This is a genomic window from Paenibacillus sp. P4_A9 (assembly GCF_056402415.1).
Genome location: NZ_JBFUHL010000020.1, coordinates 37,684 through 64,555 on the forward strand (window position 1 = coordinate 37,684; position 26,872 = coordinate 64,555).

30 protein-coding genes are annotated in these 26,872 nt (G+C 44.6%); 3 read left to right on the top strand and 27 right to left on the bottom strand.

Annotated features, from left to right (window positions below; genetic code table 11):
• Nucleotides 1-140: 140 nt before the first annotated feature.
• Nucleotides 141-629: a cell wall elongation regulator TseB-like domain-containing protein gene (locus AC1DVJ_RS15055; RefSeq protein ID WP_477592001.1), complete on the bottom strand. Its 489-nt coding sequence runs from the start codon at nt 627-629 to the stop codon at nt 141-143.
• A 43-nt stretch (nt 630-672) separates the two neighbouring features.
• The gene (locus AC1DVJ_RS15060) at nt 673-1,968 is read right to left on the bottom strand and encodes an amidohydrolase (protein WP_477592002.1); all 1,296 of its coding nucleotides are present in this window, start codon (nt 1,966-1,968) and stop codon (nt 673-675) included.
• 258 nt (nt 1,969-2,226) lie between these two features.
• On the opposite strand from AC1DVJ_RS15060, the gene AC1DVJ_RS15065 reads away from it, so the two are divergent.
• Nucleotides 2,227-2,853, top strand: a complete 627-nt coding sequence (locus tag AC1DVJ_RS15065; protein ID WP_477592004.1) for a DUF47 domain-containing protein — start codon at nt 2,227-2,229, stop codon at nt 2,851-2,853.
• Between the two features lie 57 nt (nt 2,854-2,910).
• Nucleotides 2,911-3,912, top strand: coding sequence for an inorganic phosphate transporter (locus AC1DVJ_RS15070; RefSeq protein ID WP_477592005.1), 1,002 nt, complete (start codon nt 2,911-2,913; stop codon nt 3,910-3,912).
• Nucleotides 3,913-3,967: 55 nt separating this feature from the next.
• Here the strand turns inward: AC1DVJ_RS15070 and AC1DVJ_RS15075 are convergent, their stop codons facing one another.
• The 14 genes from AC1DVJ_RS15075 to AC1DVJ_RS15140 all read right to left on the bottom strand — a co-directional run bounded on the left by AC1DVJ_RS15075 (nt 3,968) and on the right by AC1DVJ_RS15140 (nt 17,395).
• A complete protein-coding gene (locus tag AC1DVJ_RS15075) occupies nt 3,968-4,588 on the bottom strand; it encodes a redox-sensing transcriptional repressor Rex (RefSeq protein WP_477592007.1) in 621 nt (206 codons plus the stop codon).
• Between the two features lie 4 nt (nt 4,589-4,592).
• Entirely contained in the window at nt 4,593-7,451 is a 2,859-nt protein-coding gene (dinG, locus tag AC1DVJ_RS15080) for an ATP-dependent DNA helicase DinG (protein ID WP_477592101.1), read from the bottom strand.
• Between the two features lie 90 nt (nt 7,452-7,541).
• The gene (locus AC1DVJ_RS15085; RefSeq protein ID WP_477592009.1) at nt 7,542-8,135 is read right to left on the bottom strand and encodes a tetratricopeptide repeat protein; all 594 of its coding nucleotides are present in this window, start codon (nt 8,133-8,135) and stop codon (nt 7,542-7,544) included.
• An 89-nt stretch (nt 8,136-8,224) separates the two neighbouring features.
• Complete coding sequence (gene panD / locus AC1DVJ_RS15090) at nt 8,225-8,608, bottom strand: aspartate 1-decarboxylase (RefSeq protein ID WP_477592011.1); 384 nt, start codon at nt 8,606-8,608, stop codon at nt 8,225-8,227.
• 6 nt (nt 8,609-8,614) lie between these two features.
• Nucleotides 8,615-9,484, bottom strand: a complete 870-nt coding sequence (panC, locus tag AC1DVJ_RS15095) for a pantoate--beta-alanine ligase (RefSeq protein ID WP_477592103.1) — start codon at nt 9,482-9,484, stop codon at nt 8,615-8,617.
• Nucleotides 9,485-9,508: 24 nt separating this feature from the next.
• Entirely contained in the window at nt 9,509-10,363 is an 855-nt protein-coding gene (gene panB, locus AC1DVJ_RS15100) for a 3-methyl-2-oxobutanoate hydroxymethyltransferase (protein ID WP_477592013.1), read from the bottom strand.
• Nucleotides 10,364-10,598: 235 nt separating this feature from the next.
• On the bottom strand, nt 10,599-11,567 hold the full coding sequence (locus AC1DVJ_RS15105) for a biotin--[acetyl-CoA-carboxylase] ligase (RefSeq protein ID WP_477592015.1): 969 nt from the start codon (nt 11,565-11,567) through the stop codon (nt 10,599-10,601).
• Nucleotides 11,568-12,003: 436 nt separating this feature from the next.
• The gene (locus tag AC1DVJ_RS15110; protein ID WP_477592017.1) at nt 12,004-13,272 is read right to left on the bottom strand and encodes a CCA tRNA nucleotidyltransferase; all 1,269 of its coding nucleotides are present in this window, start codon (nt 13,270-13,272) and stop codon (nt 12,004-12,006) included.
• 45 nt (nt 13,273-13,317) lie between these two features.
• Nucleotides 13,318-14,490, bottom strand: coding sequence for an N-acetyl-alpha-D-glucosaminyl L-malate synthase BshA (gene bshA / locus AC1DVJ_RS15115; RefSeq protein WP_477592019.1), 1,173 nt, complete (start codon nt 14,488-14,490; stop codon nt 13,318-13,320).
• An 18-nt stretch (nt 14,491-14,508) separates the two neighbouring features.
• Nucleotides 14,509-15,201 carry a bacillithiol biosynthesis deacetylase BshB1 gene (gene bshB1 / locus AC1DVJ_RS15120; RefSeq protein ID WP_477592021.1) on the bottom strand — a complete coding sequence of 231 codons (693 nt, stop codon included), beginning with the start codon at nt 15,199-15,201 and terminating at the stop codon, nt 14,509-14,511.
• Entirely contained in the window at nt 15,194-15,622 is a 429-nt protein-coding gene (locus AC1DVJ_RS15125) for a methylglyoxal synthase (RefSeq protein ID WP_477592023.1), read from the bottom strand. The genes bshB1 and AC1DVJ_RS15125 overlap by 8 nt, the downstream gene beginning before the upstream one ends.
• A 25-nt stretch (nt 15,623-15,647) precedes the next feature.
• Entirely contained in the window at nt 15,648-16,451 is an 804-nt protein-coding gene (gene dapB / locus AC1DVJ_RS15130) for a 4-hydroxy-tetrahydrodipicolinate reductase (RefSeq protein WP_477592025.1), read from the bottom strand.
• 16 nt (nt 16,452-16,467) lie between these two features.
• On the bottom strand, nt 16,468-16,992 hold the full coding sequence (locus tag AC1DVJ_RS15135) for a tetratricopeptide repeat protein (RefSeq protein WP_477592027.1): 525 nt from the start codon (nt 16,990-16,992) through the stop codon (nt 16,468-16,470).
• Nucleotides 16,993-17,056: 64 nt separating this feature from the next.
• A complete protein-coding gene (locus AC1DVJ_RS15140) occupies nt 17,057-17,395 on the bottom strand; it encodes a nucleotide pyrophosphohydrolase (protein ID WP_477592105.1) in 339 nt (112 codons plus the stop codon).
• A gap of 117 nt (nt 17,396-17,512) precedes the next feature.
• Here AC1DVJ_RS15140 and AC1DVJ_RS15145 point away from each other — a divergent pair, with 117 nt between their 5' ends.
• Nucleotides 17,513-18,385, top strand: a complete 873-nt coding sequence (locus AC1DVJ_RS15145) for a YitT family protein (protein WP_477592029.1) — start codon at nt 17,513-17,515, stop codon at nt 18,383-18,385.
• 78 nt (nt 18,386-18,463) lie between these two features.
• Here the strand turns inward: AC1DVJ_RS15145 and AC1DVJ_RS15150 are convergent, their stop codons facing one another.
• The 11 genes from AC1DVJ_RS15150 to AC1DVJ_RS15200 all read right to left on the bottom strand — a co-directional run bounded on the left by AC1DVJ_RS15150 (nt 18,464) and on the right by AC1DVJ_RS15200 (nt 26,673).
• The gene (locus AC1DVJ_RS15150) at nt 18,464-19,342 is read right to left on the bottom strand and encodes a sporulation protein YpjB (protein ID WP_477592031.1); all 879 of its coding nucleotides are present in this window, start codon (nt 19,340-19,342) and stop codon (nt 18,464-18,466) included.
• A gap of 54 nt (nt 19,343-19,396) precedes the next feature.
• Nucleotides 19,397-20,056, bottom strand: coding sequence for a DUF1405 domain-containing protein (locus AC1DVJ_RS15155; protein ID WP_477592033.1), 660 nt, complete (start codon nt 20,054-20,056; stop codon nt 19,397-19,399).
• A 90-nt stretch (nt 20,057-20,146) separates the two neighbouring features.
• The gene (locus AC1DVJ_RS15160) at nt 20,147-21,037 is read right to left on the bottom strand and encodes a c-type cytochrome (protein ID WP_477592035.1); all 891 of its coding nucleotides are present in this window, start codon (nt 21,035-21,037) and stop codon (nt 20,147-20,149) included.
• A 20-nt stretch (nt 21,038-21,057) separates the two neighbouring features.
• Nucleotides 21,058-21,729 carry a menaquinol-cytochrome c reductase cytochrome b subunit gene (gene qcrB, locus AC1DVJ_RS15165; RefSeq protein ID WP_028554311.1) on the bottom strand — a complete coding sequence of 224 codons (672 nt, stop codon included), beginning with the start codon at nt 21,727-21,729 and terminating at the stop codon, nt 21,058-21,060.
• A 17-nt stretch (nt 21,730-21,746) separates the two neighbouring features.
• Entirely contained in the window at nt 21,747-22,292 is a 546-nt protein-coding gene (locus AC1DVJ_RS15170; RefSeq protein WP_477592037.1) for a QcrA and Rieske domain-containing protein, read from the bottom strand.
• A gap of 281 nt (nt 22,293-22,573) precedes the next feature.
• Nucleotides 22,574-23,005, bottom strand: coding sequence for a DUF2487 family protein (locus AC1DVJ_RS15175; protein WP_477592039.1), 432 nt, complete (start codon nt 23,003-23,005; stop codon nt 22,574-22,576).
• Between the two features lie 201 nt (nt 23,006-23,206).
• Nucleotides 23,207-23,395 carry an IDEAL domain-containing protein gene (locus AC1DVJ_RS15180; protein ID WP_477592041.1) on the bottom strand — a complete coding sequence of 63 codons (189 nt, stop codon included), beginning with the start codon at nt 23,393-23,395 and terminating at the stop codon, nt 23,207-23,209.
• A 178-nt stretch (nt 23,396-23,573) separates the two neighbouring features.
• Entirely contained in the window at nt 23,574-24,695 is a 1,122-nt protein-coding gene (locus tag AC1DVJ_RS15185; protein WP_477592043.1) for a hypothetical protein, read from the bottom strand.
• Between the two features lie 123 nt (nt 24,696-24,818).
• Nucleotides 24,819-25,409, bottom strand: coding sequence for a histidine phosphatase family protein (locus AC1DVJ_RS15190; protein ID WP_477592045.1), 591 nt, complete (start codon nt 25,407-25,409; stop codon nt 24,819-24,821).
• A 46-nt stretch (nt 25,410-25,455) separates the two neighbouring features.
• Nucleotides 25,456-26,085, bottom strand: coding sequence for an anti-sigma factor family protein (locus tag AC1DVJ_RS15195; RefSeq protein WP_477592047.1), 630 nt, complete (start codon nt 26,083-26,085; stop codon nt 25,456-25,458).
• Nucleotides 26,086-26,091: 6 nt separating this feature from the next.
• Nucleotides 26,092-26,673: an RNA polymerase sigma factor gene (locus AC1DVJ_RS15200; protein WP_477592049.1), complete on the bottom strand. Its 582-nt coding sequence runs from the start codon at nt 26,671-26,673 to the stop codon at nt 26,092-26,094.
• Nucleotides 26,674-26,872: the final 199 nt, after the last annotated feature.

Genomic DNA, 26,872 nt, shown 5'->3' on the forward strand with positions numbered 1-26,872 from the left:
GGCGTCCACCTTTCTGTATAGCTATATTTTTTCGCTTCAAAAGCAATACGATTAGTATATCACTTAAGTATACACTCAACCTTATGTAAACAGTGGAAACACGAAACAACACTTCCTTCAGAAAGAAAAAGCTCAACCTTCTATTGAAGGCTGAGCCGATACGTATCTAGAAAAGATCCATCTTTGAAGGCATAGTAATCATAGAAATACCGCGTACCTCTATCATCCTTCGTCTTATAAAACACTTCCCAGACATAGTCATTTCCCAACTTGCCTGGCATAACACGTTCAATTTGACTGCTAGGCGCCTTCTTCAAAACTGCAGTTCGTGCTTGCTCCGCGGTGAAGGCTTCTTCCGTCATTTCTGTATGAACTTCTTTATCGGAAACCCAAGCAATTAAGCTTTGTCCGAGTTTATTTTCCCCATATACAATCTGAAATGCCTCATCTCCGTAGAAAAAATCTACCTTCGAAGCCTTCGTCATCATACTGCCCTCATAGGCTTTCTCAACAGCCACACGCTTCTCATCCCAGTGTTCGTTCTGCACATTGAGGTAGAATCGGCTAAGAACAACACCCAGCGTTGCTACAATAAAAACGCCAAGTGTAATTGTTCGCTTCGCATTCATGAACGCCGCGCACCTCCCCAAATCCAAAAACTCAGCCTATGCATTAGCCAATTAGTTTATCAAAACATTGTTCAAATTCACGTTTAATTTTCTCTTCATCTAGCGTTAAACACTCACCTTTACGTACAATCCAGTTGCCATCTACACATACATCAACGACATCCTTCGCACAAGCGGAGTATACAATGTGAGAAACAAAGTCTGTTTTAGGCAAGAAATGCGGTTGATCAATATCCAGTGCAATGAAGTCTGCCTTCATGCCAGGCTCAAGTAAACCAACGTCTTCCAACCAAATGGATTCTGCCCCCATACGCGTTCCTAGCTGCAATGCTTCCCTTGCAGGAACAGCTAATGGATCGCCCGTAACTCCCTTATGAATCAAAGCAGCCAGACGCATTTCCTCAAACATATCTAAATTATTGTTGGACGCCGCGCCATCCGTACCTAAGGAAACCTTAACGCCTGCACGCAGTAATTCTGGTAAACGCGCAACACCGCTCGCAAGTTTGAGATTGCTGCCTGGGTTATGGGATACACGAACATCATACTTTTGGAGAATGGCAATTTCTTCATCGTTCAAATGAACGCCATGCGCGACAAGCGTTGGACGTGTGAACACGCCTAGCTTTTCCAGGTGAGCAACGGGTCTTGCACCGTACTGCTCCACATTGCCCTCGACTTCACGTCGCGTTTCTGACATATGCGTATGAATCGGAAGATTAAGATCATGTGCAGCTTGTACAATGCGCTCGATATAATCCGGTGGACAAGTATATGGTGCATGTGGCGACATCATTGTAGTAATTCTGCCATCCGCCTTACCATGCCAATTCTTTGCGAATTCCGTCGCTTCAATAAGCTTAGCTGTTTGTACATCTGGCGGACATAGACCAATCACTCCGCGGGTCAATACGCCGCGCATACCAGAATCTTGAACGGCTAGTGCGACTTCATTCATGTGGTCATACATATCGACAAATGTCGTTGTTCCACCTTTGATCATTTCGAGGATCGACAACCGAGTTCCCCATTTGACATCCTGAGAAGTGAATTTCCCTTCCATCGGCCACATTTTTTCTTCTAACCACACTTGCAGCGCTAAGTCGTCACCATATCCGCGCAACAGTGACATCGCGGCATGACCATGTGTATTCACAAGACCAGGCATGTACAACTTATTCGTACCGTCAATCACTTCATCATAATTTTCTTGCGGTTCCGGAACTTCTTCGCCGATGTATGTAATCTGACTGCCTTCAATAACCATGCAGCCCTTAATGGATGTTTTGTCTTCCTTATTAGAAATAAAAATACCATTCGAAATTAATGTTTTTTTCATAGTAAAAAACCCTCTCTATGCTCATTCTATAAATAACTGCTGCTCCATAAACTTTACATCTTCAAGCTTGTAAAATCAAGGAAGCTGCGCATGATTCCAATGATGTTAAGAAATTGTAAAATGTCACGGAATTTTCGTTGCTTTAGACCTAATGTATATGATACTTTAAACATTGTGAGTTTTTTCTACAATTTGGTCATTTTCGATTTACAAATTCGTTTAAAAACTTGTACATATAGTAAACATTAGGAGGATTCTATGACAACGTTATTCAGCAGAAAGAACGAAGTCGATTTCTTGCAACTTCTTATCCGTGCTGCAGAGAATGCTTTGCAAACAGCACAACTGTTTCGCACCGCTATGATGGGTGATAAACCGCCGATTGAGTATGTTACATCAATTCATGATTTGGAGCATGCAGGCGACTCGATTACGCATGACATCTTCAGAGGTCTGAATAAAGTATTTATCACCCCGATCGATCGGGAAGATATTATGGTTCTGGCTTCCAAAGTGGATGATGTCACAGACGGGATTGAGGCAACGATTGCTCGCTTCGACTATTTGAATGTTTCTCATACAGATTCCTATATGAAAGATTTCTCACTCGTAATTGTTGACTCCTGTCAACATATGTTAGATGCCTTCAAGCTGCTGGCAAAGAAAAAGTATATGCAAATTCCGGAGCATACCGTTGCTATAAACAAGCTTGAGAATGATGGTGATCGCTTGATGCGCGAAGGGATCCGTCAAATCTTTATCACACGTAAAGACGTGTACGAAGATTTTAAACTCAAAGAAATTTATGAGCGTCTTGAAGAAACAACCGATGCTTGTGAAGATGTTGCCAACATTCTAGATAGTGTTGTCCTTCGCTACTCCTAAGACAACTGTCTTTGTGTTCGAAGAACGTTTTCCAATGGAAAACGCAAGGAGGAATTCATGTTAACTTATTTAATAGTGATCGTTGCACTAGCTCTACTATTCGACTTCATCAATGGATTCCATGATACGGCCAATGCCATTGCGACTTCGATATCTACACGGGCGCTAAGCCCTCGTGTTGCGATTATCATGGCGGCTACTCTAAATTTTGTAGGAGCTATGGTTTCCTCAGAAGTAGCCAAAACGGTTGGAGGAAGTATTGCCAATCCCGCTAAGATCGAGAACGGTGTTGAAGTCGTGATTGCTGCTTTACTAGCGGCCATCATTTGGAACTTGCTAACTTGGTATTTGTCCATCCCTTCTTCCTCCTCTCACACTCTGCTTGGTGCCTTAGCTGGTGCCGTTATTGCAGGAGCTGGTATGAATGGCGTGAATTGGAGTGGTTTTACGCAAATTATTATTATTCTAATTTTATCGCCTATCATTGCTTTCGTTCTAGGTTATCTCATCATGGTATTGATCAAATATATCGTTATTTGGTCAGGTAATACGTCTAGATCCAAGCTAAATCGTGGATTTCGCACCTTACAAATCCTATCTGCGGGATTACTTTCGTATTCCCATGGTGGTAACGATGCACAAAAGGCGATGGGGATTATCGTATTTGGTCTCGTCGCAGCTGGCTATCAAACTGATTTAGAAGTACCTCTTTGGGTTAAAATCTCTGCTGCACTTGCAATGGGACTTGGAACCTCGATTGGTGGTTGGCGTATTATTAAAACCGTTTCAGGTAAAATCGTGAAAATTGAACCGATTAACGGCTTTGCCGCCGACTTGACGTCTTCAATTGTCATTCAAATCTCAACCTTCATTGGTAAACCATTATCAACAACGCATGTCATTTCCTCCGCGATCATCGGAACAGGCAGTGTCATGCGTTTCCATGAAGTTCAATGGGGTACTGTTGGTCGAATGTTAATTACTTGGATCATTACGATTCCGATCTCAATGGTGCTGGCTTACACGCTTTACTTTACGATCTTCCGCTTAATTATGTAATAAACATGAAAAAGGCACGACCCGCTGAAGCTGCGCGGGTCGTGCCTTTTTCATGCTAATCCAGATAGTAGGCCAAACTTTGTAGTTCTGTTGTAAAATCCGCATAATGCACGCGCACATCTGGTGGTACCTTGATGATGACGGGCGCAAAATTCAAGATGGCTTCAATACCACAAGCAACAAATTCATTGGCTACATTTTGTGCTTCGTTCGCAGGCACGGTAATAATACCGATTCGAACGCCAAGTTCAGCCAGAACAGACTTCATTTTATCCATGGGAAGCACAACCAAGTTATTAATAACTTCGCCTGTCTTCGCAGGCATCGCATCGAACAACGCTACAATTTTCATATCATTTCGTAAGTACGTATTATAATTGCATAAAGCTCTTCCTAGATTTCCTGCTCCAACGAGCGCAACTTGGATATGTCGATCTAATTTAAGGATCTGCCGAATTTTCTCAACCAGATAATTGATATCATATCCGATTCCTTTTTTGCCAAACTCCCCGAAATAAGCCAAATCCTTTCGAATCTGAGCAGGATTCAGATCCAGCTTCTGACCTAAATCCTGAGAAGACACGGTTGATATATTATTTGATTGTAATTCGTTTAAATAACGTAAATAAATGGGTAATCTGCGGACGACTGCTTCCGAAATCTTTTGTGTTTTCACGTATTTAGGCCCCCCCCATCCATTGCTCAATCCTCGGCAGCATTTGTTCGCACGTCATGTGCTCTATCTTCGGACCAGGCAACGAATAGAGGAAGTGCTTGCCATAATACGTTTCAATAACACGTGTATCATAAATGATAACGATCCCTTTGTCTGACGCTCTCCGCACAAGACGACCAAAGCCCTGCTTAAACCGAATAACAGCCTGCGGCACAGAAAATTTCATAAACGGATTCTCATTCCGTTTCTTAATATTTTCACATTTGGCTTCAACAAGTGGATGATTTGGCGGCTGAAAGGGCAGACGTATGATCGCCAGACAACTAAGTGCATCACCTGGGATATCCACACCCTCCCAGAACGAGCTGGTACCTAACAGCACGCACATTTTGTTATCTTGGAACATACGGGTCAACTTGCTGCGATTGCCACTGTCAACACCCTGTCCGAGCACTGTGATGCCATGAGGACTCAGTTTCTCCTTCATACCGGCATGAACAAGCTTCAGCATCCGATTCGACGTACATAGGACTAACATTCTACCCTTTGTCACCTGCGCCACATCACTCAGTGAAGCGATAAGTGCTTCAATAAAAACGTATTCGCCCGCTCCTTTAATCGTTGGGAAATCACGTGGAATTACAACCAATGCCTGCTCCCGGTAGTTAAAAGGAGATGGCAATTGAACCGTTTTCAGCTTGCCCGACTCTTCATCCGCAGGAATTGCTAACCCTAATTGCTCCGCCGAGTATTGGAACGATTTATTCACAGAGAGTGTCGCAGATGTCAGGATGATACTATCTTTTGTCTCAAAGAAGTGCTGTTGCAGTAAGCTGCTTACATCCGTTGGTACGGAAATAAGCTGGACCGATTTGGCTTTCGCATAGGTGCCGGCTTCGATCCAATAAACATAACCTTCATCTGCCATTTTCATAAAGAAATGAAGCGCATCCCGATGTGCATACAATTCTTTCACTGTTCCATTCAGATCGGTCACTAACCCTTGTACGCCAAGTCCGTCTTGATGCTCCTTCAGTTCATTCAACAATTTATCCAAGGTACGCAGAAGATCATTCGCATTCAGATAAATGTTATCCTCCATAATTAGCAGTTCACGCCAATTAGAAGGCAGCGTATCTGGCTTCAACCGGAGCACATATTGTGAAGTTTCCGATTGCGAAGGATCACTGCCTGAAGAAACCAACTCATACAGAGCTTCGCTTAAACGCTCCCAATCCTCTTTGATCGAAATGATTTTCGGGAATAATCCATCGATGGTTTGACTCCAACCTGCTACACGCTCTTGCGCTTCATCCGCTTTCTGCAAACGGAAACGCAGCATGGGAAGCTGGCCGCTTCGGTTATCCTTATACAACCACAATAAGGAATGATAGAACGCTGAAGCATGCAGCTCAATTCCCAGGTGCTTACTCGCTACTTCTTCAAAGTGATGCGCTTCATCAATCACAAGCTGCTTGTAGGACGGTAGAAGGCGGTTCTCAGCCTTCATATCTGTAAAAAGGAGGGAATGGTTCGTGATGATCACATCAGCCGTGTTGGCGTCATTACGAGCGCGGTGATAGAAGCACTTCTTATACCAAGGGCACATTCGGTTTAAGCATGAATCCGTATCACTTGCAACCGTGTACCAGAATTGGGCACCTTTGTTGCCAAAATGCAATTCTTCTTCGTCTCCATGTTCCGTTTCACTTAGCCAGACAACCATTTGCGCGGCGGTTATAGGGTCTTCCCTGCCATTCTCATAATCCCGCGTGGTTAGCTTCGTTTCAAATTTGCGAAGGCACAGATAGTGACTTCTTCCCTTGAGGACTGCGGCTTTAAAAGGCACAGGAAAGATTTCTTTTAATAAAGGAATATCACGCTCGCGAAGCTGCTCCTGCAAATTAATCGTATGTGTGGAAACGACCACTTTCTTCTCATATTTCAAGCCGTAATAAATCGATGGGATTAAGTACCCAAGTGATTTCCCCGTGCCTGTACCTGCTTCGATCATCAAATGCTGATCAGCCTCAAGAGACTTCTCCACTTCCAGAATCATTTGATCCTGTGATTCACGATCCTCATAGACCTCAAATCGTTGCTGAAGCGCGGATTTCAATCCCTGCTGGAACGCTTGAAAAGATGCCCCCAACGCTTCTGTTACTTCGAATTCCGAGCGCAGCTCCTCTTCCTCCCCCCAATCTGTCACATTCAATGTAAATTGACGGAAGTAACGATTCGTATCCATATCGACAGCTATCACGGACTCTTTATATAAACAAATTTCGTCGAGGAACCAACCTAAATCGGTGTTACCGTTTTCGAAAATGTTGTTCAGCCTTTGTACGGTCAAGAGAGGCAGTCCCAATAAACGATCCAGACATTGGATCCAAATCAAGGCCGTGACTTCCGCGTCACTGTCTGCTTGATGCGGTCTTTCATGGTCTATGCCAAATAAGGCAGCTACCATGCTTAGTTGAAGACTGGAGATGGACGGAAATAAGATCCGCAGCATATCCATAGTGTCTAGAACGCGTCCTGAGAATGGCGGATATCCCGTTCTCGTAAGTCCTCGTTGCAAGAATGACAAGTCAAATGCCGCTTGATGCGCAACAAGCACACAGTCAAACAGCAAAGGAAACATGTCAGTCATCACCGAATCGAGTGACGGCGCGTCAGCAACCATCTCATTCGTTATCCCCGTTAAGGTTGTAATCGAAGAAGGTATACCAATCCCTGGGTTTACCAGAGAAGTATACCTGTCTGTAATTTCAAATTGATCTATGATGACGAGTCCAACCTGAATAATTTCGTCCCCAGGCTGACTTCCTGTCGTTTCAAAATCCAAAACAGCAAATTTCATAACGTCTATCTTCAATCCCTTCGTCCTGCACTTCTCCTAGCATACCAAATCTGATTAGGAAAAGGGAATACCTTGTTTTGCCGTTACGAGTTAGGACTCATCAAGATTGATAAACGGCTCCATACAAGAGGGGTCCGTATGATACGCTTTTTGAAAATATTCGAAAGCCTTCTCCAGGTTCTGATTCTGCACTTGAATACAGCCCATTGCGTTATAGGAGATAGCTTTCATCTTTGAATTTTCCGTCAGTGGCAGAAGGAATTTGAAGTGCTGATACGCATCACCAAACTCCCCTTTTCGCAAATGACCCATCGCTAGATAAACCCGAGCTAACAAGAAATCTGGCTGCCTTTGGATCAGCACCTCGAATTCTTTGATCGCTTGATCATACATGTACAGCTTGTAATACCCTTGCCCACGCATGAATTCTTCGGTTTGCTTTCCGGACACGTCGAGCTCCATCAATTCATCATGTAAGGTTTTGGTACTGATCGGCGCCGCCCCATAGAACTTTCCCAGCTTCTCCTCAAAAAGCAGCCACGCCTCGATAAATTCATCACTCATCGTTTTTAGCACTTGCAATTGTTCGTCGAGCTCCGCCTTTTTCTCCACATCACTGTTCGGATATTCCTTCTGGATTTCTTCCAAAACCTCATTCATTGTGGAAAATAAATGCTTAAACATTTGGCATCCCCACCTTTGCTTCGAAAGCTTACCCTCATTCTTTGTAAACGGAGACGATTTCATGCATGGACGTTGGTACGGTGCTCCTCTTACAGAACAGTCGAATGCTCTTCTTCTTTTAAAAGCTGAGCCACTTTGTTGTTGGCACCCATGATCGCAACCGTTGGTTGATGCTTTCTGGCTTCCTCGTCACTCATCATGGCATAAGAAACGATAATGATAGTATCCCCAGTTTGGACAAGCCTAGCTGCCGCTCCGTTCAAACATACAACTCCCGTGCCGCGCGGCCCTGGAATAATATACGTTTCAAGGCGTGCACCGTTGTTATTGTTCACAATTTGCACTTTCTCATTGGGGAGCATATCTACAAGGTCGATCAAATCCTCATCAATCGTGATGCTGCCGATATAGTTTAAATTCGCCTCTGTAACCGTGGCGCGGTGAATCTTCGCTTTCATCATTGTGCGAAACATAAGACGTCACTTCCTGACTTGTAGGATAAGATTATCAATTAAACGTGTTTTTCCGAACTTTACAGCCAAAGCGATAATCAGAGTAGAAATAGAATGGCTATGTTCAAAAGGCTCTAAAGTTGGGTATGACAGTACTTGTGCGTAGTCGATAACGGCTAATGGTGCCGTTTGAATATGAGCTTGGACAAGGTTTTCTAACTCTTGTGATGTAAATGATGATGATGACTTTCTTTGGATGAATTCCTTCGCCTTCTGTAAGGACTGCGACAAAACCAACGCTTGCTTACGCTCTTCATCGGATAGATACACATTCCGTGAGCTCATCGCGAGTCCATCGGTTTCCCGCAAGGTCGGGCAAGGCACGATTTCAACTGGTAGATTTAAATCATGTACCATCTGCTCAATGACAGCGACTTGTTGGGCATCTTTTAAACCGAAGAAGGCTTGATCAGGCTGTACAATATGAAACAATTTGCTTACTACCGTAGCAACACCATCAAAATGTCCAGGTCGTGAAGCACCGCACAATCTAGTCGTGACTTCCGATACACTTACCGTGGTGCGTGTCGGTGATGGGTACATCTCGTCAACCGATGGCATGAACACCAAATCCACACCTGCGGCCTCTGCAACCGCTAAGTCCTTCTCTGTATTGCGCGGATACCGTTCAAAATCCTCACCAGGACCGAACTGCAAAGGATTTACAAAGATACTCAACACGACTAATCCACTTTGGGAACGAGCTTTTTTGAGTAGGCTGACATGCCCCTCATGCAAAAATCCCATCGTCGGCACAAAGCCGACGGTTTGATCGTTTTTGCGACGATAATCTTTAATACGTGCCCTTAAATCAGCAATTGTCTGTACCACTTCCATTGTGTGGATCGCTTCCATGGCCAATCACTCCTTATCGCCGTATAGATATTGAACAACATCGTTGTCCATATGAAATGTATTTTCTTGCGCTGGGAACGTCCGCGCCTTCACTTCTTTCACATATTCGCCAATCCCTGTACGGATAGTTTCCCCGATATTTGCATAGGCTTTAACAAACTTTCTGGGAGCACTGTCAGAACCATACTGCAGCAGATCATGATACACGAGTACTTGCCCATCACAATGCACGCCAGACCCGATTCCGATTGTAGGAATCGAAAGCTGTTTCGTGATCCATGCGGCCAATTCATCGGTCACGAGCTCTAACACAACTGCAAAAGCTCCTGCCTCTTCAATGGCCTTCGCATCACTCAACAGCTTCTTCGCTTGCTCTGAGCTGCGCCCTTGGACACGGAAACCACCGAGTTGGTGAACCGACTGTGGGGTTAAACCTAGATGGCCCACGACAGGTACGCCTGCATCTGTAATTGCTTTGACCGTGGCCGCGATCTCTGTGCCACCTTCCAATTTAACCGCCTTAGCTCCGCCTTCACGCATCAAACGTCCTACGCCTTGCAAGGTTGCGTCTAAGCTGCCGTGGTACGTTAAGAATGGCATATCTGCGACCACAAACGTATTCGCGGCACCTCGAACGGCTGCACGTGTATGATACACCATGTCATCTAGCGTTACCGGCAACGTGGAATCATACCCTAACACGACATTCCCAAGTGAATCTCCAACTAAAATGACATCGATACCCGCTTCCTCCGACAAACGTGCTGAAGGATAATCGTAGGCCGTCACCATCGTAATCGGTACGCCGTCTTGCTTCATTTTTCTCATCTTTGCTGTTGTTAGCGCCTTACGTTGTTCCACAGTAATCCCAGCTTCCTCATATAAAATAAAAAACCTTTTAGCTAAGAGCTAAAAGGAGCGCATGCAGAAAGAATCAATGATCCCTCTGTCTCGGTCCTATAAGGCTCAGAGCAGAATCCAACATCTTGTTTCGGGTTATTCACTAATCAACTTACAAGTGCAGTTCCTTTAAGGATACCGCCTTATGCTTCTATTATACCAAAGCTTACTCTTCTCGGATACCCTTTATCTCCCACTACTTAAGCTCAATGTCACCGGAGTAAATTTTAATCCGCTCACCGGTTGGGGTGATAACAGTCAAAGCACCTGAATCATCTAAGGAATCAGCGATACCTTCAATCAAGCCTGAAGGCGTTTGTGTACGAATCGGCCTTTTCAATGTCACACTTAAGGCCTCCCACAGCAATCGAATCGGAGCAAATCCTTTTTCCATGTAGAGGGTATACATGTCCTCAAATTCCAGAAGAAAAGCTTGAACTAAACCTTCACGGGAAACCTCACCACCGGACTCAATCGCTAAGGAAGTAGCAATCGAGCGCAACTCTTCCGGATAGTCCTCCACTAACAAATTCACACTGATGCCAATGCCTGCGATAACATACTTCAAGCGCTCATCCTCACCACTGCTTTCCAGCAAAATACCACTAACCTTCTTCCCATGAATCAGAAGATCATTAGGCCATTTAATGCCTATTTCGACATGGCACATCTTTTGAATCGCACGACAAAGGGCAACAGCGCTAAGTAGGGTTAGCTGCGGCATAAAATAGACAGGAATTCGCGGTGTTAAAATAAGACTTAACCATATCCCCTTACCCGACGGAGAATGCCAGCTGCGCCCCATACGGCCTCTCCCAGCTGTCTGCCTCTCCGCAAGCACAATCGTGCCCTCAGAAGCCCCTGAAGCCACCAGCTTATGCGCGATCGTCTGAGTGGAGTCTACTTCATCATAGATATGTATTTTCTGGCCCAGCACCTTCGTTTTCATTCCGTTCATCAGCTCGCTGACCTGCCACTTCGCTGGCTTACTAATCAGACGATAGCCCTTACGCGGAGCTGCTTCGAATGCATAGCCTTCCGCTCGGAGCTCCTCAATGTGCTTCCAAATCGCAGTTCGGCTCACACCTATCCTCCGACTGATTTCCGCACCGGATACATACGTTTCCGGAGATTGCCCAAAAAGTTCTAAAATTCGTTCATTCATACGATTTCACTCGCAATCTTTTAGTTTGATCTATAGCAGCCCACATAGTAGCGCGCTTGATTTCTGGAGAAAAAGAATCAACCTACGAATAGGAGTTATGTCGAAATGCCCCTAAGGCGTACAAGCTACCCCCATGCCGCCAGCCTTTCACAAATAACTGGATTTCATACAGTTATTTGTGCTGAAAAAGTGGTGAAATTAAAAATAACTGGATTTTATGATGTTATTTCTGACCAATTCTTCCTTTTTCGCAAGAAAATCTTGAAATAACTGGAGATTCTCCAGTTATTCGCGATTCCAAGAGAGAATTAGGAAATATTACTGTAGTTTTTCCAGTTATTCGATGAGAGGTGAGAATGCGATGGAACTTGAAGGTTAATTCAAGTTAACTTCAATGGCTTCAAAGGCCATTCAAAAGAAAAACCGCACAGCGCTGCTACTTCGCAGCCTGCGCGGCGTGAATTAGAGCCTCGCGCTCATTCGGGATTTCCCCGAGCGCGGCACGCTCGAGCAGTTCCTGCAGTAGCAAGCCCATCCATGGGCCCGGCTGCCGATCCAGTGCCCCAGCCACATCCTGGCCGGATATGGCGAGTTCCTTCAGGCTGAAGCAGGGGACCTCCTTCAGCCAAGCCTCCCCGCGCCGCAGCAGCTCCGGCGCGGCGCTAACCAAGAAGCGCGCTAACTCGCCGCGTTTCTCATCAACCTGCGGCAGCTCGCGCAGCAGCCGCAGTAACGCGCGGGCTGCGGCTTCGCCGCGGCGCACCGCGCCAAGCTTCCAGACCCGCTCCAGCGGAGCCGGGTCATCCGCCATTGCCTGCGCGGCGACAGCGTCGCGCAGGGCAAGCACTTCCGCGACCGCTGCGCCATCGGCGCGGGAGAAGGTCAGCTCCTGGAGCGCCGCGCGGACTACGTCCGCTGGCACCTCCAGGAGCATTAGCAGCATGGCCCAGCGGTCATGCTGCTCCTCTAGCGCGCTGACAGCGTCCAGCGCGTCATTCCAGGCGAGCCAAGCCTCAAAAGGCAGCGGCAGCTGCTTTTTGAGGTGGGCCAGAAGGCCGCTCGCCAGCAATAGCCGAACAGCCCTCGCAGGGGCTGGGCCTTCGACCATGCGCTGCAGCTCGCTGCGCACGCGCTCCATAGCAATGTGGCGCAGCAATGGCGCATTCGCCAGCAGCGCTTTCCAAGTGCTAGCCTCGATCTCAAGACCGTAGGTCGAGGCGAAACGAATACAGCGAAGCATGCGCAGCGCATCTTCGCCGAACCGTTCCTCCGCAACGCCTACGCAGCGGAGTATACCAGCGGCCAGATCATTCTGTCCGCCGAAAGGATCCTGCAGAACGCCAGCCCCATCCATGGCCATAGCGTTCATTGTGAAATCCCTTCGTTTCAAATCCTCGGTTAAATCCGAAATATATTCAACAGAGGCAGGACGGCGAAAGCCTTCGTACGCTGCCTCCTTACGAAAGGTAGTTACCTCATAGGTTCCCTGAGCTACCAGAACTGTAACAGTCCCATGTTGAAGACCCGTCGGCACTGTGCGCTGAAAAATCTGAATTACTTGCTCAGGCAGTGCTGAAGTCGCGATATCGACGTCCTTAATAGGCCGCTGAAGTACAGCATCGCGCACGCAGCCTCCGACCAAATAAGCCTCATATCCAGCTTCCATTAGTCTCATCAATACTTGCGAAGCACCTGGATCATTCATTCCCTTACTTCCGTCCAACTTAATTCTCCTATCCAACAAGCATCATTATTGACAAGAAGATGCTGAAATCCGATGTGATTCAGGGAGCTCTCTCCCTAATACACGATAATAAATTTCTTCATACTGAAGTGTGGTTATATCGTTACAGAATGTATACCGCGCGCGATTCAAACAATTTTGTGCCACTTGTTCATACAGCACTTGATTTTTCAGCAGATTGATCGCGTAAGCGGCCATTTGCGTCGTATCTCCCACTTCAGCTAAATATCCAGTTTCACCATGTGTAATCAGTTCAGGAATTCCGCCGGCATTGGATCCAATTGTTGGCACTCCGCAAGCCATCGCTTCTAGCGCGACAAGTCCGAAGCTTTCTTTCTCAGAAGGAAGCAGCATGACGTCTGCAAGGGAAATCACTTGAGCCACATCGTCCTGTTTTCCACAGAATGTTACTTTATCCGAAAGTCCTAGCTCCTTCACCTTCGAAATTATTTTCGAAAGATCCGGTCCTTCCCCTACAAATAAAAGTCGGGACGGCACTTCCTTGCTGACCTTTGCGAAAATATCCACAACATCCTGAACGCGTTTCACAGGTCGGAAATTGGAAATATGGATGAGGATTTTCTCATCCGGTCTCGCGAATTCGCCTCTTAGCTTCGATATATCTCGCGGGTAGTACACCCGTTTATCAACAAAGTTATAGGTCAAATCAATATCACGATCAATGGCTAACAATTCACGTGTTTCTTTAATCAGATCCTTGGATACAGCTGTTACGGCATCACTCTCATTAATTGCATAACGAATAAGATCCGAAATAGATTGATCCTGCCCGAGAACGGTAATATCTGTTCCGTGGAGCGTTGTGACAACCTTCAGGTTCGTACCCACCATTTGCTTCGCAAGCAAGGCACAAACCGCATGTGGAATCGCGTAATGCACATGGAGTAAATCAAGCTCCTCCATTTTGGCAACCTGAGCTAATTTACTAGCGAGTGAAAGATCATAGGGCGGATAACGGAAGACGTAATATTGACTGACTTCCACTTCATGATAATAAATATTTTTATGAAATTTACCCAAGCGAAACGGCATGCTGTGTGTAATAAAGTGAACTTCATGTCCTTTTTCAGCGAGCAGCTTCCCTAGCTCTGTCGCAACAACTCCTGATCCACCTAGAGTCGGATAACAGGTAATACCAATCTTTAATTTGTCTTTCATCTCCACACCTCTTTCCGATCAATCAAAATGTTCTATCACCAAGGGGAGTTTGGAAACGAACCCTTCCGCGTACGTCAGTTGACGCTTTTGACCCATGAGTCGATCACGAGCTTCTACACGTTCGACATAACCTTGATTGAGTGGCGTCGCAACGGTGTTAGTACCCGTAACAAATTGTGACCGATACGCACGCAGAGCTGCCATTTTTTTATCATAAGTATCTGTTACATCTACGATTGCATTGGCTTCATACACATCATTTATAAAATAGAAAAAGACTTGCTCGACATTCACTGCTTCTGTGTCCGGTAAATATTTTCGCAGCTTCGCATTAAAAACAGCTTCCTGAACCAGCGTTGAACACGCAATATGATCGGGATGGCGGTCTTGCCAATATGGCGCGAAAACAATTCTAGGACGGAACTTCCTGATCTCTTGTGTAATCCGTTCGATATTAGCTGCGGTGACGAACAAACCACGATCTGGTAATCCAAGATTCGTGCGAGCTGTTACCCCAAGAATTTTCGCAGCCTCAGCGGCCTCTTCAAGTCGGGCTTCAACGGTCCCATTGGAAGACATCTCCGCATATGTCAGTTCACAGAGTCCTACTCGCAGTCCACGCTCGGTATGCTTGGCAATGGTTGCGCCCATCCCAATCTCAGCGTCATCCGCATGGGCACCAAATATGAGAATATCCAGTCGATCACTCATTCGAATCTACACCTGGTTTATATTTATGTACGAGTTCTCTCCATGCAAAATCTCCACGATCTAGCGCTCTTACAAGAAGCTCTGCTGATGCAATATTCGTGGCACACGGAATCCCCTGTACGTCACACAAGCGCAGTAAAGCGATAATATCAGGCTCGTGCGGTTGAGCCATTAATGGATCGCGCAAGAAGATGATTAAATCCATTTCATTTTGAGCAACCATCGCACCTATCTGTTGATCGCCACCAAGCGGCCCAGACATAAAACGGTGAATACTTAATTGCGTATTTTCCATAATGCGCGTGCCTGTCGTACCCGTCGCATATAGTTTGTGCACCTCGAAAACATGCTCATAGGCAGTAACGAAATTCACCATCTCATCTTTTTTTCGATCATGGGCAATAAGTGCGATGTTTAACATCTGACTTCCACTCTCCTAGGGGTCTTTAATCTATAAAATGCTCAAATCCATAAATCATTCCCGTATATGTCATAACTTTACGAACCGCGATCGCCACACCTGGCATGTATGCCGCACGATCATAAGAGTCATGTCGAATTTTCAGCGCTTGACCTTGTTCAGCCATAATAACTTCCTGTTGTGCAAATATACCTGGCAAACGCACACTATGTATTCTGAATCCATTGTAATACCCACCGCGTGAACCTTCAATTGTTTCTTCTTCTTTCGGATTCCCCTGCTTAATTTCTTCACGTACTTCTGAAATAAGCTCAGCCGTCTTCACTGCTGTTCCAGATGGAGCATCTAGCTTCTGATCGCCGTGGTATTCAATAATTTCAAGGTTCGGGAAATATTTCGAAGCTTGGGCAGCAAATCTCATCATCAGAATAGCCCCGATTGAAAAATTAGGTGCAATTAATCCGCCCAGATTATTATCTCGGCATAGCATGTCCAAGTCAGCAATAGCCTGAGGGGTGAAACCTGTGGTCCCCATTACAGGGCGAATCCCGAGGCGAATCGCAAGATTTGTATGTGAAATCGCCGTTTGCGGTCCTGTAAAATCAACTAATACATCCGGTTTGGATTCTGTAAGTACTTTTTCGATGTCATTACCCATTAGAATACCACATTCATCCATTCCAACCATTTTCCCCAGATCGATTGGGCCGGAGGTACGGCTTACCCCTGCTACTAATTCCATATCGGATTCTCGCAGAACGGTCTTCACGACCTCACGACCCATTCTTCCACTTGCACCGATGACTGCTACTCGTATTTTACGCTCCATATTGTGACGATCTCCTTTATCTTTGTTTCGGACCCATTTCTGATTTCATCTTCATCTGATAGATCGTTGCATGTTGCTTGGCTAGCTCGTGATGCGGCTCTAAGCGGACTGCCTCCATGACGGTTTGATAAGCTCTCGTATAATCTTTTCGCAAGGCGAAGGCTTCACCTAGAATAAGATACGCTTCAATCGCTAATGGATCAAGAACAATCGCTTCTTTCAGTAGGAAAATAGCACGTTCCGCGTGCGCCGATTGACTATTGAGTTGTCTTCTAGCTTGTTCAACCAACTCACGTGCATTTAACACTTGTAAATGAAAGCGAAACGCCTCATTCGTCGGTTCTAGTTCAATTGCTCTTGACGCATGTTCCACCGCTTTGATGAGTTTATTACTCCTTGCGAAAGTAATGGATAATTTGTGGTGATAGGCAGCATTGTTTGGTTCTTCAGCTATCGCTTTTTCAAACCATTCAATGGCCTTTTCAAAATCATGCCCAAGTATGGATTCGTATGCTTTCTGTATTTGATTTTCTCCATTCATCTGCCCATCCTCCTTTGCCATAAGCGGTTTTCCCGATTAGTGGGGATGGTTTAGTTTATGAAGGTCAGATTGTTTCGGTGTTAATTTTAGTCCAACGCCCTGCGTCACGGGTATTAAACTTGTGCATAATTTTATCATGAGCTTCGGTCAGATCAATGCCAAGTGAATTAGCAAAACAGATCGTGATGAACAAAATATCACCTAACTCCAGTTCGATCGAGTTGTCCGCTTCTGTACTCTTTTTCGGCTTTTCGCCGTAAGAATGATTCACCTCACGCGCCAATTCACCGACTTCTTCCGACATTCTCGCCAACATTGACAGGGGACTGAAATATCCTTCCTTGAACTGGGAAATATAAGTATCAACCTCTTGTTGCAGGTCTTTAAGTGTACGCTCTGACATTGGCATCCTTCTTTCCATCATCTTCACAAAGGTTATCCTCCTTATGTTAAACTAAACGAGAAAAGTTGACAAATTTTTTGTTAGACAGAAAAGTATCTTAGGCATGGAGGAAAAAGCATGATTTTCAAAGAAAGGTTCGCCGATCAATTCCTGAATGTGATGGGAATCCTGATTGGGACCGCGATTTATGCATTTGGTTTGCACTATTTTGTTATTTCGAATGAGCTGATGGAAGGTGGATTAACGGGTATTTCCCTTTTGCTCAAATATGTGCTAAATGTCCCACCTTCCCTCTCCACGTTGATCTTTAATATCCCTTTATTTTACTTAGGATGGCGAAATTTCGGTAAAGGACCCATGCTGTATACGATTTTCGGCGTAGTTTGCCTTTCATTCTTTCTTTGGGTGATGGAATGGCTGATTCATATGGGTTGGTTGGTCCCATTTCACACCACACAGGACTATTTTCTGGCAACACTCTACGCGGGCCTTACTCTTGGAACTGGTCTAGGGCTCGTATTCCGTTTCGGCGGAACTACCGGTGGATCTGATATCTTAGCTCGCATCGGTCATAAAAAAAGAGGCTGGAGCGTCGGACAAGTCATTCTCGTAATTGATGTCGCGGTCATTGGCTCTTCACTCTTTTATTTACCAAAAGAGAAAGTGCTATATTCACTCGTTGCCGTGTTCGTTACTTCACGGATTATTGATTACATATCGGAAGGCGCGTATGCCGCGAAAGCTTTTACCATTATCAGTGAACAACCGAGTGTTCTAGCCGAGTCCATAACCAAAGTCTTAGATCGCGGAGTGACACTCTTCCCTGCTAGAGGCGCTTACTCAGGTAACACCAAAGAAGTTGTTTATTGCGTTGTTTATCGTCATGAAACCAGGCGGATGCGGGAGATCATCCATGCGGTTGATCCACGCGCCTTCATCATCGTTGGTGATGTGCATGAGGTCATTGGTGAAGGGTTCAAAACACATTAATGCCCTTCTATCTGGACATGCAAAAAAGCGGGTTAAGCAGCTCACTCTGAGCTTACTTAACTCGCTTTTTATATTCTGTTATCTATTTTCGCTTTCCTTTATTTGCTTAACAGGTACGATATCTCTGCCCGATTGGTACATACGCCAACCAACATAGGATAAAACACCTACAATAATGACACCCATGCTGAGCGACCAGATAATTGGTTGATTTGGATCTGTGAAGGGCACGTAAGCCAGTGCATCTTTATGTTTCATAAAGAGTTCATCCACTACCTGATTCAAATTGGCAATTCCAGTTTCTAGCTGTCTTATCGGCATTGGCTTTGCGTTCACATTTGTTCGGATAAAAACGACTAGTGAATCTAACTTCTCGACGGAAGAAGGATCTCGGCTAATGATAAGTGAAGGATGAATAACGGCGATATGCTGTGACAGCTTACCAAATTCCTCGATCGCTTCCTGCTGCTTATTTGCCTTTACGTGCGAACTTAGCATTTCAGTATCATTTTGCAGCACCTTATAGTATTGCAGCCACATCGGCTGGTTTTTATGTGAGAGTGCATCAGTCGCAAGGCGAATTTTGGCGACAGCAAGTTGTCCTTCAGCAGGAGAGTAATTGACAGCATTATATACCCGCTTTGCCCCAGTGACCGTTTCTGTCAATGCATTCAAGCCCTCAACAGACGTAATTCCTTCAAAAGAAATTTTCGGAATTTGATCTGATAGTTGAATCAACTTATTTCTTGCCTCGGCAACTTGGCCAGACATGGTCAACGTGTACATTTCTTCAGCGATTTGATTCAAAAAGTTGATCCGCTCTAATTGTGCTGGGTCTATTGGTTTACTAGCTTGTCCGACTGTACTTTGGTTTGCTCCGCAAGCCGCAAGTAAACAAAGTACAACGCCAAGCAAGAATGTTACCGCTATCCCTCTTATCGATCTAACGAAAAACATGGGACATCCCCTCCTTCACCATCATCATATGGAGGTTCGTCCCACTTTAGACCATCAAGCGTTATCTTTCAACAATCTTTTCTCTCTCACTAGCAGAGATGTAATAGCAATCCAGATTCCAATGATACTCAAGCATATGGTAAAAAACTGAATCGTACTCAAATAAGGATGTAGCTCTTGCTGTAACCTCGGAAAGACACCACGCTCATAGTCCATGAAATCGTTCCAGAACGTCCAGGCCGCCACTAGTACAATGGCAAGCAGTCGGAAAGAAAACCAGCGAACAAATAACAGCGCTTCCACGGCCATAGCCAAATGAGAAGCCGTTAACATCCATCCATCCCATCCAACAGCTGCTCCCTGCCAGGCTCCTGCCCAGATCATTGTAACTGCCCATATCCCATACTTAAATGAAGTGATGAGTCCGAGCGCTTCAATGAAGCCGCGTATAGCCTTAGAAAGCTTAGTCGATGGTCTTGCTGTGGATTGATCTAAGATCAAGTAACCAACTGAAAGTGTGAAAAACAAGCTTGCTGTCGGACTATCAGGTACGAAGAACACATACCATACTGGACTTTCTGCAATTGTGTCTACCATCTGTAGCCAGTACCATTCGTAGCCATAAACAGTCCCAAGCAAATTGCTAATGAAAAGCAACCACAGCATTTTCTTACTAAGTAAGAAGTCTCTGCTCCACAAATAGGAAACGGACATGTAGGCTCCTCCTTAAGAATCAAGATTGACACGCAGACACTTGAATATTTCCAAAAAAAACCTGATCACTTTCGCGACCAGGTTCCGTTTTTATTGAGTTTTTTGTTTGGATAACCAATCAGCCAATTTATCGATTTCGGCATCTGTTAAGCCTTTATCAATGTTAGGCTTATACATGGCAGGCATGTTGCCTTTACCATTTTTAATGATACCCATAATGTCTTCCTTCGTATGCGTATCGCCAGTTCCTAACAAAGCAGGTACACCAGAAGCAGGCATTCCTTTTAGTTGCGCGCCGTGACAAGATAAGCAAGTTGCTTTCGCATAAATTGCAGCACCTGGATCATCTGCAGCAACGATTGCAGCCGCTTTTTTCGTTTCTTTCTTCGCACCCTCGCCAGCTGCGCCACCTTTGTTAGCGTGCATTTCTTCTTCACGCTTGATGTGCTCTGGAATAATGCCTTTCTCTTCAAGCTCAACTTGGTAATGTGCCCAAGATGTGTACGTTAGGAATGTACAAGCAATCAAAGATAGAATCATTAGGMTTGAAGCAATTGGTCTTCTATAGAAGCGACGCTCTTTACCTGTATCCAAGAATGGAGCCAGCAATAAACCGCCAAATAGTAAACCTGGTACTACAACCGCTCCAAGAACAACGTAATCACCCGATGTGTATGGATACTTCAGCAATTGATACATGAACAAGAAGTACCAGTCCGGCATCGGAATAAATGCTGTGTTCTTCGGATCCGCAGGATAACCTAACGGAGCTGGGTCGGACATAACTAGTACTAGCATACCAACCAAGACAACGACACCAACCATCCACTCTTTTAACAAGAAGTTAGGAATGAAGGCTTCTGATTTACCTGGGTAAGCAGAGTAATCTTTAGGAATGAGTCGTTGCTCTTGCGTTTTCTTAATTACGCGGGAATCCCCAACGTAAACGATTTTTTCATCAGACTTATGACCATGCGCCACGCTATTCGCCCCTCCCTAAATTATAGCGGTCCGGAAATACCTTGTTTGCGAATCATGAAGAAGTGTCCAGCAAGCAAAGCGAGCAGAACGCCAGGCAGGAAGAACACATGAATAGCAAAGAACCGAGTTAGTGTTTGTGCACCAACAATGCTTCCGCCTTGCAGCAATGTTTCGATGTACGGACCAGCGAATGGTACCGATGCTGCAATTTTCATACCTACTTGAGTTGCAAAGTAAGCTTTGTTATCCCATGGAAGCAGGTATCCCGTAAAACCAAGACCTAACATAACGAAGAAAATGAGCATGCCTACTACCCAGTTCATTTCACGTGGAGCTTTGTAAGATCCTGTGAAGAACACGCGCAGGGTATGTAAGAACATCATTACGATAACTAAACTAGCTCCCCAGTGGTGCATACCTCTGACGATAACACCGAAAGCTACTTTATGTTGTAAGTAATCAACACTTGCATATGCGTTGATAATATCAGGTGTGTAATACATCGTTAGAAACATACCTGACAAAATTTGAATGACTGTGATGAAAAACGTCAATCCGCCAAAACAATAAACGAATGCAGAAAAGTGATGAGCAGGGTTAACGTGTTCTGGCACCTCGTGATCCGCTACATCCCTCCACATAGGCGTAATATCAAGACGTTCGTCAATCCAGTTGTATACGTTTTTAAACATCTGATCGTGACGCCCCCTTATACTCTACTGTTAGCATGCAGTTGTCCAACATACACGAAACCATTCTCAACTTTAGTTGTGTATTCGTCTAGTGGTTTAGGTGCTACAGCAAGGTTCTTGCCGTCTTGCGTGTAATGCGCACCATGACATGGACAGAAATACTGATCTTTGTAAGCAGGGTTATCGTTCCAGTTAACGGTACAACCAAGATGCTTACATGTCGGATTTAACGCAAAGAGAGCACCTTTACTGTCTTTGGAAATCCATGCTACCAGCTCTGCATCACTTTCGTACCAGCCATCTACCTGATGGACTTGAAACGTAAATGCTTGTGGAACATTTGTAATTTTACTTTCTTCGACAACTTTAACCCAGTCCGATGCTGCTTTTGACTGAAGGACTGGATCAATGGCAAACCGAATCATCGGTATGATAATTCCGGCTCCCATGAATCCACCAGCGCCACCAAGGGTATAAGAAAGAAATTGTCGACGAGACATTTCGCGTTTGGTCCCGGGTTTCTTCCCATGCTGTTCTTCATTGTGATTGTTATGATCACTCATTCTCAGGTCTACCCTCCTACATTGTCCGAAGTCCGATCCCTCTCGGACATCAGTTACCTCTATCACGTGTCGTTCGACATTACACTACATTACTAGGACATTTCTAATAATAGCCTACGTCTACTAGGTCGTCAAGAATTCATAACTCCTTTTATTGAATTGAAATCTTCGCTTTTGAACAAATTTTAACGAAATTGTCACAACTTTTTGCAAACCACATTCATCCATTACTACCCTTATCTTGCACATTTTTTTTCCATTAATACGCGACATCACCAAAGTTAATCTACAGGGTACCATAGTTGCTGTACTTGTTTAGAAATACCTGATTTAATTGCCTCGGATTGCTGAGCCCACTGCTCTTTATCGACAACAATCAGCAAATCCGTTTCAGCGGATTTCCAAGCGATAGCTTCCGAATGTATGGATAGCACGATTATGTAACGAAATCCGGATTTCTTCAATTGATGAGCGATTTCATTCAATTGCTCACTTGTACCTGAACTAGCTATGTAATGAAGAGCTGGATAGGTGACGACTCTGCCCTTGTAAGGAATCTCGATGACTTCCATGACATCCCGGAGCTGCTCCAATGCTGAGGTTACTTGCATCGGATCTTCACACCCTGTCAATCCCGTAACCGGCAGAAGACACGTATCTAAGTAAGGTTTCAATTCCGTCCATTCTTGTGCAGCAATATCATTAAACTTCAAGGTTTAACGCCTYCCTATCATTTACCAAAACAACATCGGCTATGTAGCATTAGCTCAACTTGTACTTTAATCCGTCCTCTCTTGACTGTCAATCCAGTTGTAAGATATCATTTGTCATTTTGTAACGAATGGAAACAGACAAAAAGACATGGGACTGAAATCCACATGTCTTCGTTGTTGCTTTTTCATGCGCAGCTATGATTACCCTAGTGATTGTAAAATCCTTAGTTCAGAAGTTAGCGCCAGAAAGGATACCTGATCTCCCTTAGCTAAGGCGCTGTCAATTTCTTTATAAAGATTTTCTTCTCTATATTTGCGTAAGGCATTATCCCAAATCATTTCCGCGAAAAGTGCCAGCAGCGCATCGTTAGATACATTCATTTTTCCCATGAGACCTACCTCCAAATGTTGTCCGCGGTTTGTCAGGAGCTTCTTTTTCGCAAAAATAACTGTCTGCATTTTGGTGTACGCCAACCCGTTGTTATGCTCCTCTTACATCATATTCAGACGCTAATTCAACGCTTCATTCAAAAGCCCGTTTGAACGGGAATGTGTTAATACCTAGTTCTCAGAAGATCACTACTTTGTCTTCTTCAGCAATACTGATCCCTCGAATGACTTTAGAGCCTAGTTTTGTGACCTGGATGACAGCACCATGTGTGTGATCTTCTCCTATTCGAATCAAGCCCAAGTGCATCATCATTTGTACTATACGCTGCTCCACAATCGATTCTGAGCTATCATAGTAAAATGGTTTAACTAATTTACTAAATAAATCAACGATAGACTCCATCGTCACCCATTGATCACAGAGTCGATCCATCCAAACTGATATACTTTGGATATTCGGTATCGGATTCTTGTAAAGCCTTATCCAAAATGCATACACATCCGTTAGTGACTCTTTCTTTCCTTCCAGTAATCGTGACTTACCTGCCTCCGTTAAACGAAGCACCAGGTCATGTTCACTGATCAATTGGTGGTAATAGCAATAGTCATAAATAAATGAAAACCGATTTGGATATTCCTTAAACATGCGTCCGTAACCGAATCTCCAGGTCCCTTTGGACACCATAACCTCTTGCACAGATAAAATACTAAGGAGCTGCTGAAGCTGCCTTTTGTACATAAATCCTTCTGTTGTCAATGGCAGTTCCTGCTGGGCAACTGCAGTTAAGAAATGAAAAATGTCGTCGACTAGAAGTAATTGCTCATCACGATAGACCGTAGGCTCCTCTGTTTTCACCAAAACTTGCTTGAATTGATTCGCCAGCACATCACTAAATCTACGCTTTAAGTCCGATGGAACATGAAACAGGAATTTCGTTTGCTGTGAATACCCGTTAAAAAGCCAACCTAATTTCTTGAATTTGAGGATCATATCCCGCGGATTCCAAACTTCTGACGACTCTTCCTTCTGAAATCGTGACAGTTGAACTCTAGCGATGAGTTCCTCCATACTAAACGCATTGCGAGGATCGGAAAGTAAGGAATTGAGAAATCGAATGTTTTCCAAACTAAGACTTTGAATGTGCTTTTCGAATATGTCTTTGCGCATGGCCGTGCTCAGGATCGATTGAATCAATTCATTCTTAGAATGACCATTACACTCACACTCGTAGGTATGTGCAATTCGGCCTAATTCATGGATATCGGCATAGCTGAGCATATCCGCTAGGTTCATTTCCATCCTACATCTCCCATCTGGCGGAGCTTTCTACTCCAATGTTTCTAGTAACCATTATGGGATTTTTTCCCGAAAATATTCCGTGAAAAACAAAAAAACATGACTCTTTACGAGTCATGCTTACTTTCATACCATCGTTTCCGATGGCGTTTGCAAATGGGTTAAGCAATTATATAACTGGAGATCCCATTGATCTGCCTTACGCAAAAGTAGGGTCAATGACGTATTTTGCAGAAATTCCTCTTGATTCAACTTCAAGACACGAAGCACTTGAACTATAAAGCCACCGTGAGAGATAAGTAACACTTTCTTGTTCGGGTATGTCTTCAAAATCTCCGTCTCAAGCTCTATCCATCGAGCCCACAGCTCGTTATCCGACTCTTGACCCAGATCCTGGAGCTTCCAATCGGCTCCCCAGCGCTCTTCACGTTCTGTGACCGTAGTTCCTTCGACCAACCCGTATTTGCGCTCTCTCAAGCGCTTATCTAAGCTCAGAAGCGGAATGCCAGACAAGGTAGAGATAATTTGTGCAGTTTCACTCGCTCGTTTAAGATCACTACTCATGATCCCATCCCAGTTTTCCTGCGCCAAACGCAGACCTAGCAATCTAGCTTGCTCTCTGCCTTCGTCTGTCAAATCCGTGTCCAACTGCCCCTGCAGCTTGCCTAGCCGGTTCCACTCTGTGCTTCCGTGGCGTATGAACCCTATTGTTGTCATTCCTTTACCTCCAGCGCTAGAAATGCAAAATGCTCCATTAGGAGCATTAAGTTTTCGTTCGTGATAACCAATTCATGATAATAATGGTTGCTACTAAGCCAAGAAGTGATACGACTAATAAGTAGTGCGGATAAGAATGAATTGGCCCTACATGAAAGCGTAAAGGTTCCATGAAGCTTGGATTCAAACTAGCCACTGCATCACCAAGTTTATGACCATTCATTGATTCTGTACCGCTAGATTTTAGTGCTTGAGGTGCTTCTAAGTCGTAGAGTGAATTCTCCGCGGAAGCCATCGTTGATTGTGGCGAACCATCATATACGATAGCAAACAAAAAGCTAAAAACAAATAGAGCTAAGCAGAAAGCTATTACTGCCGTCAAGTTACGTCTTAATTTATAGGAAATCGAATACATCCGTTCCGAAACTGGTATCCGCCATGATTCATCCTCGTAAATCCGGCTCATCACTTTAGAGGAAACGACAGGCTCAAATTCAGTAAACTCCTCGTCTGTTGCAGCCGTCCGGATGAGAATCATGCTTTCTTCCCATATCTGAAATTCCTCTCCACAGGAGTCRCACGTTTCTAAATGCTTATCCACGGCGGCACGACGCAGGTCATCATTCGGTAAATCCCAGTAGACTCCAAATAATTCCTGGATCTCACTACACTTCATCGCTTGTCATCCCTTCGATTCTTCGAATATCGGTTCACTGAAATAAGGATCTAGGTGCAGCTTGACAGATGCTCTCGCTCTAAATAAGAGTGATTTCACTGAGCTCACGGTTTGACCTAAAATGTTGGCAATTTCCTGATAATCCATTTGATCATATTCACGTAGGATCAAAGCTGACCTCTGCTTTTCAGGTAAGCTATTGATTGCATCGCGAACCATGGACACCTTTTCGTTCCTCAACATGGCCTGCTCTGGCATCGCATCAAAGGAAGCATGTGGTGTAAGACCACTTTGCTCCAACGACACCTGGACACTTTTATTTTTGCGCAGCTCACTCAATACGGTATTACGGGCAATCGTATATAACCACGTGGAAAAAGATGCCTCGATCTCTCTGAAAGAATGCAGACTGCGATATGCTTTATAAAATGTTTCATTACATAAATCTTCCGCGATTGCTTCCATTTGCGTGCTCTTTAGCATGTGATAAATAAATGCAAGGATTTTACGCTCGTAACGACGCATAAGCTCGTCATAAAGCTGAACATTTCCATCCTTGATTTCTCTGATCAATTGGGAATCGGTCATTACGTGGCGACCCTCCTCGCGAAACCGGGTACCACTCCAACTGTTCATACATGTTTTACTTCTGTTGGAGTGAAAAGTTGCGTTGTATTTGTAAAAAAAATGTGAATGCCGAAATTGGCAAATAATAAGCCTATTACTTATTCTTGATTGGGCACGAGATTCCTGCTAGATTCGACAAATTGTTGGATAAAGTTCATAT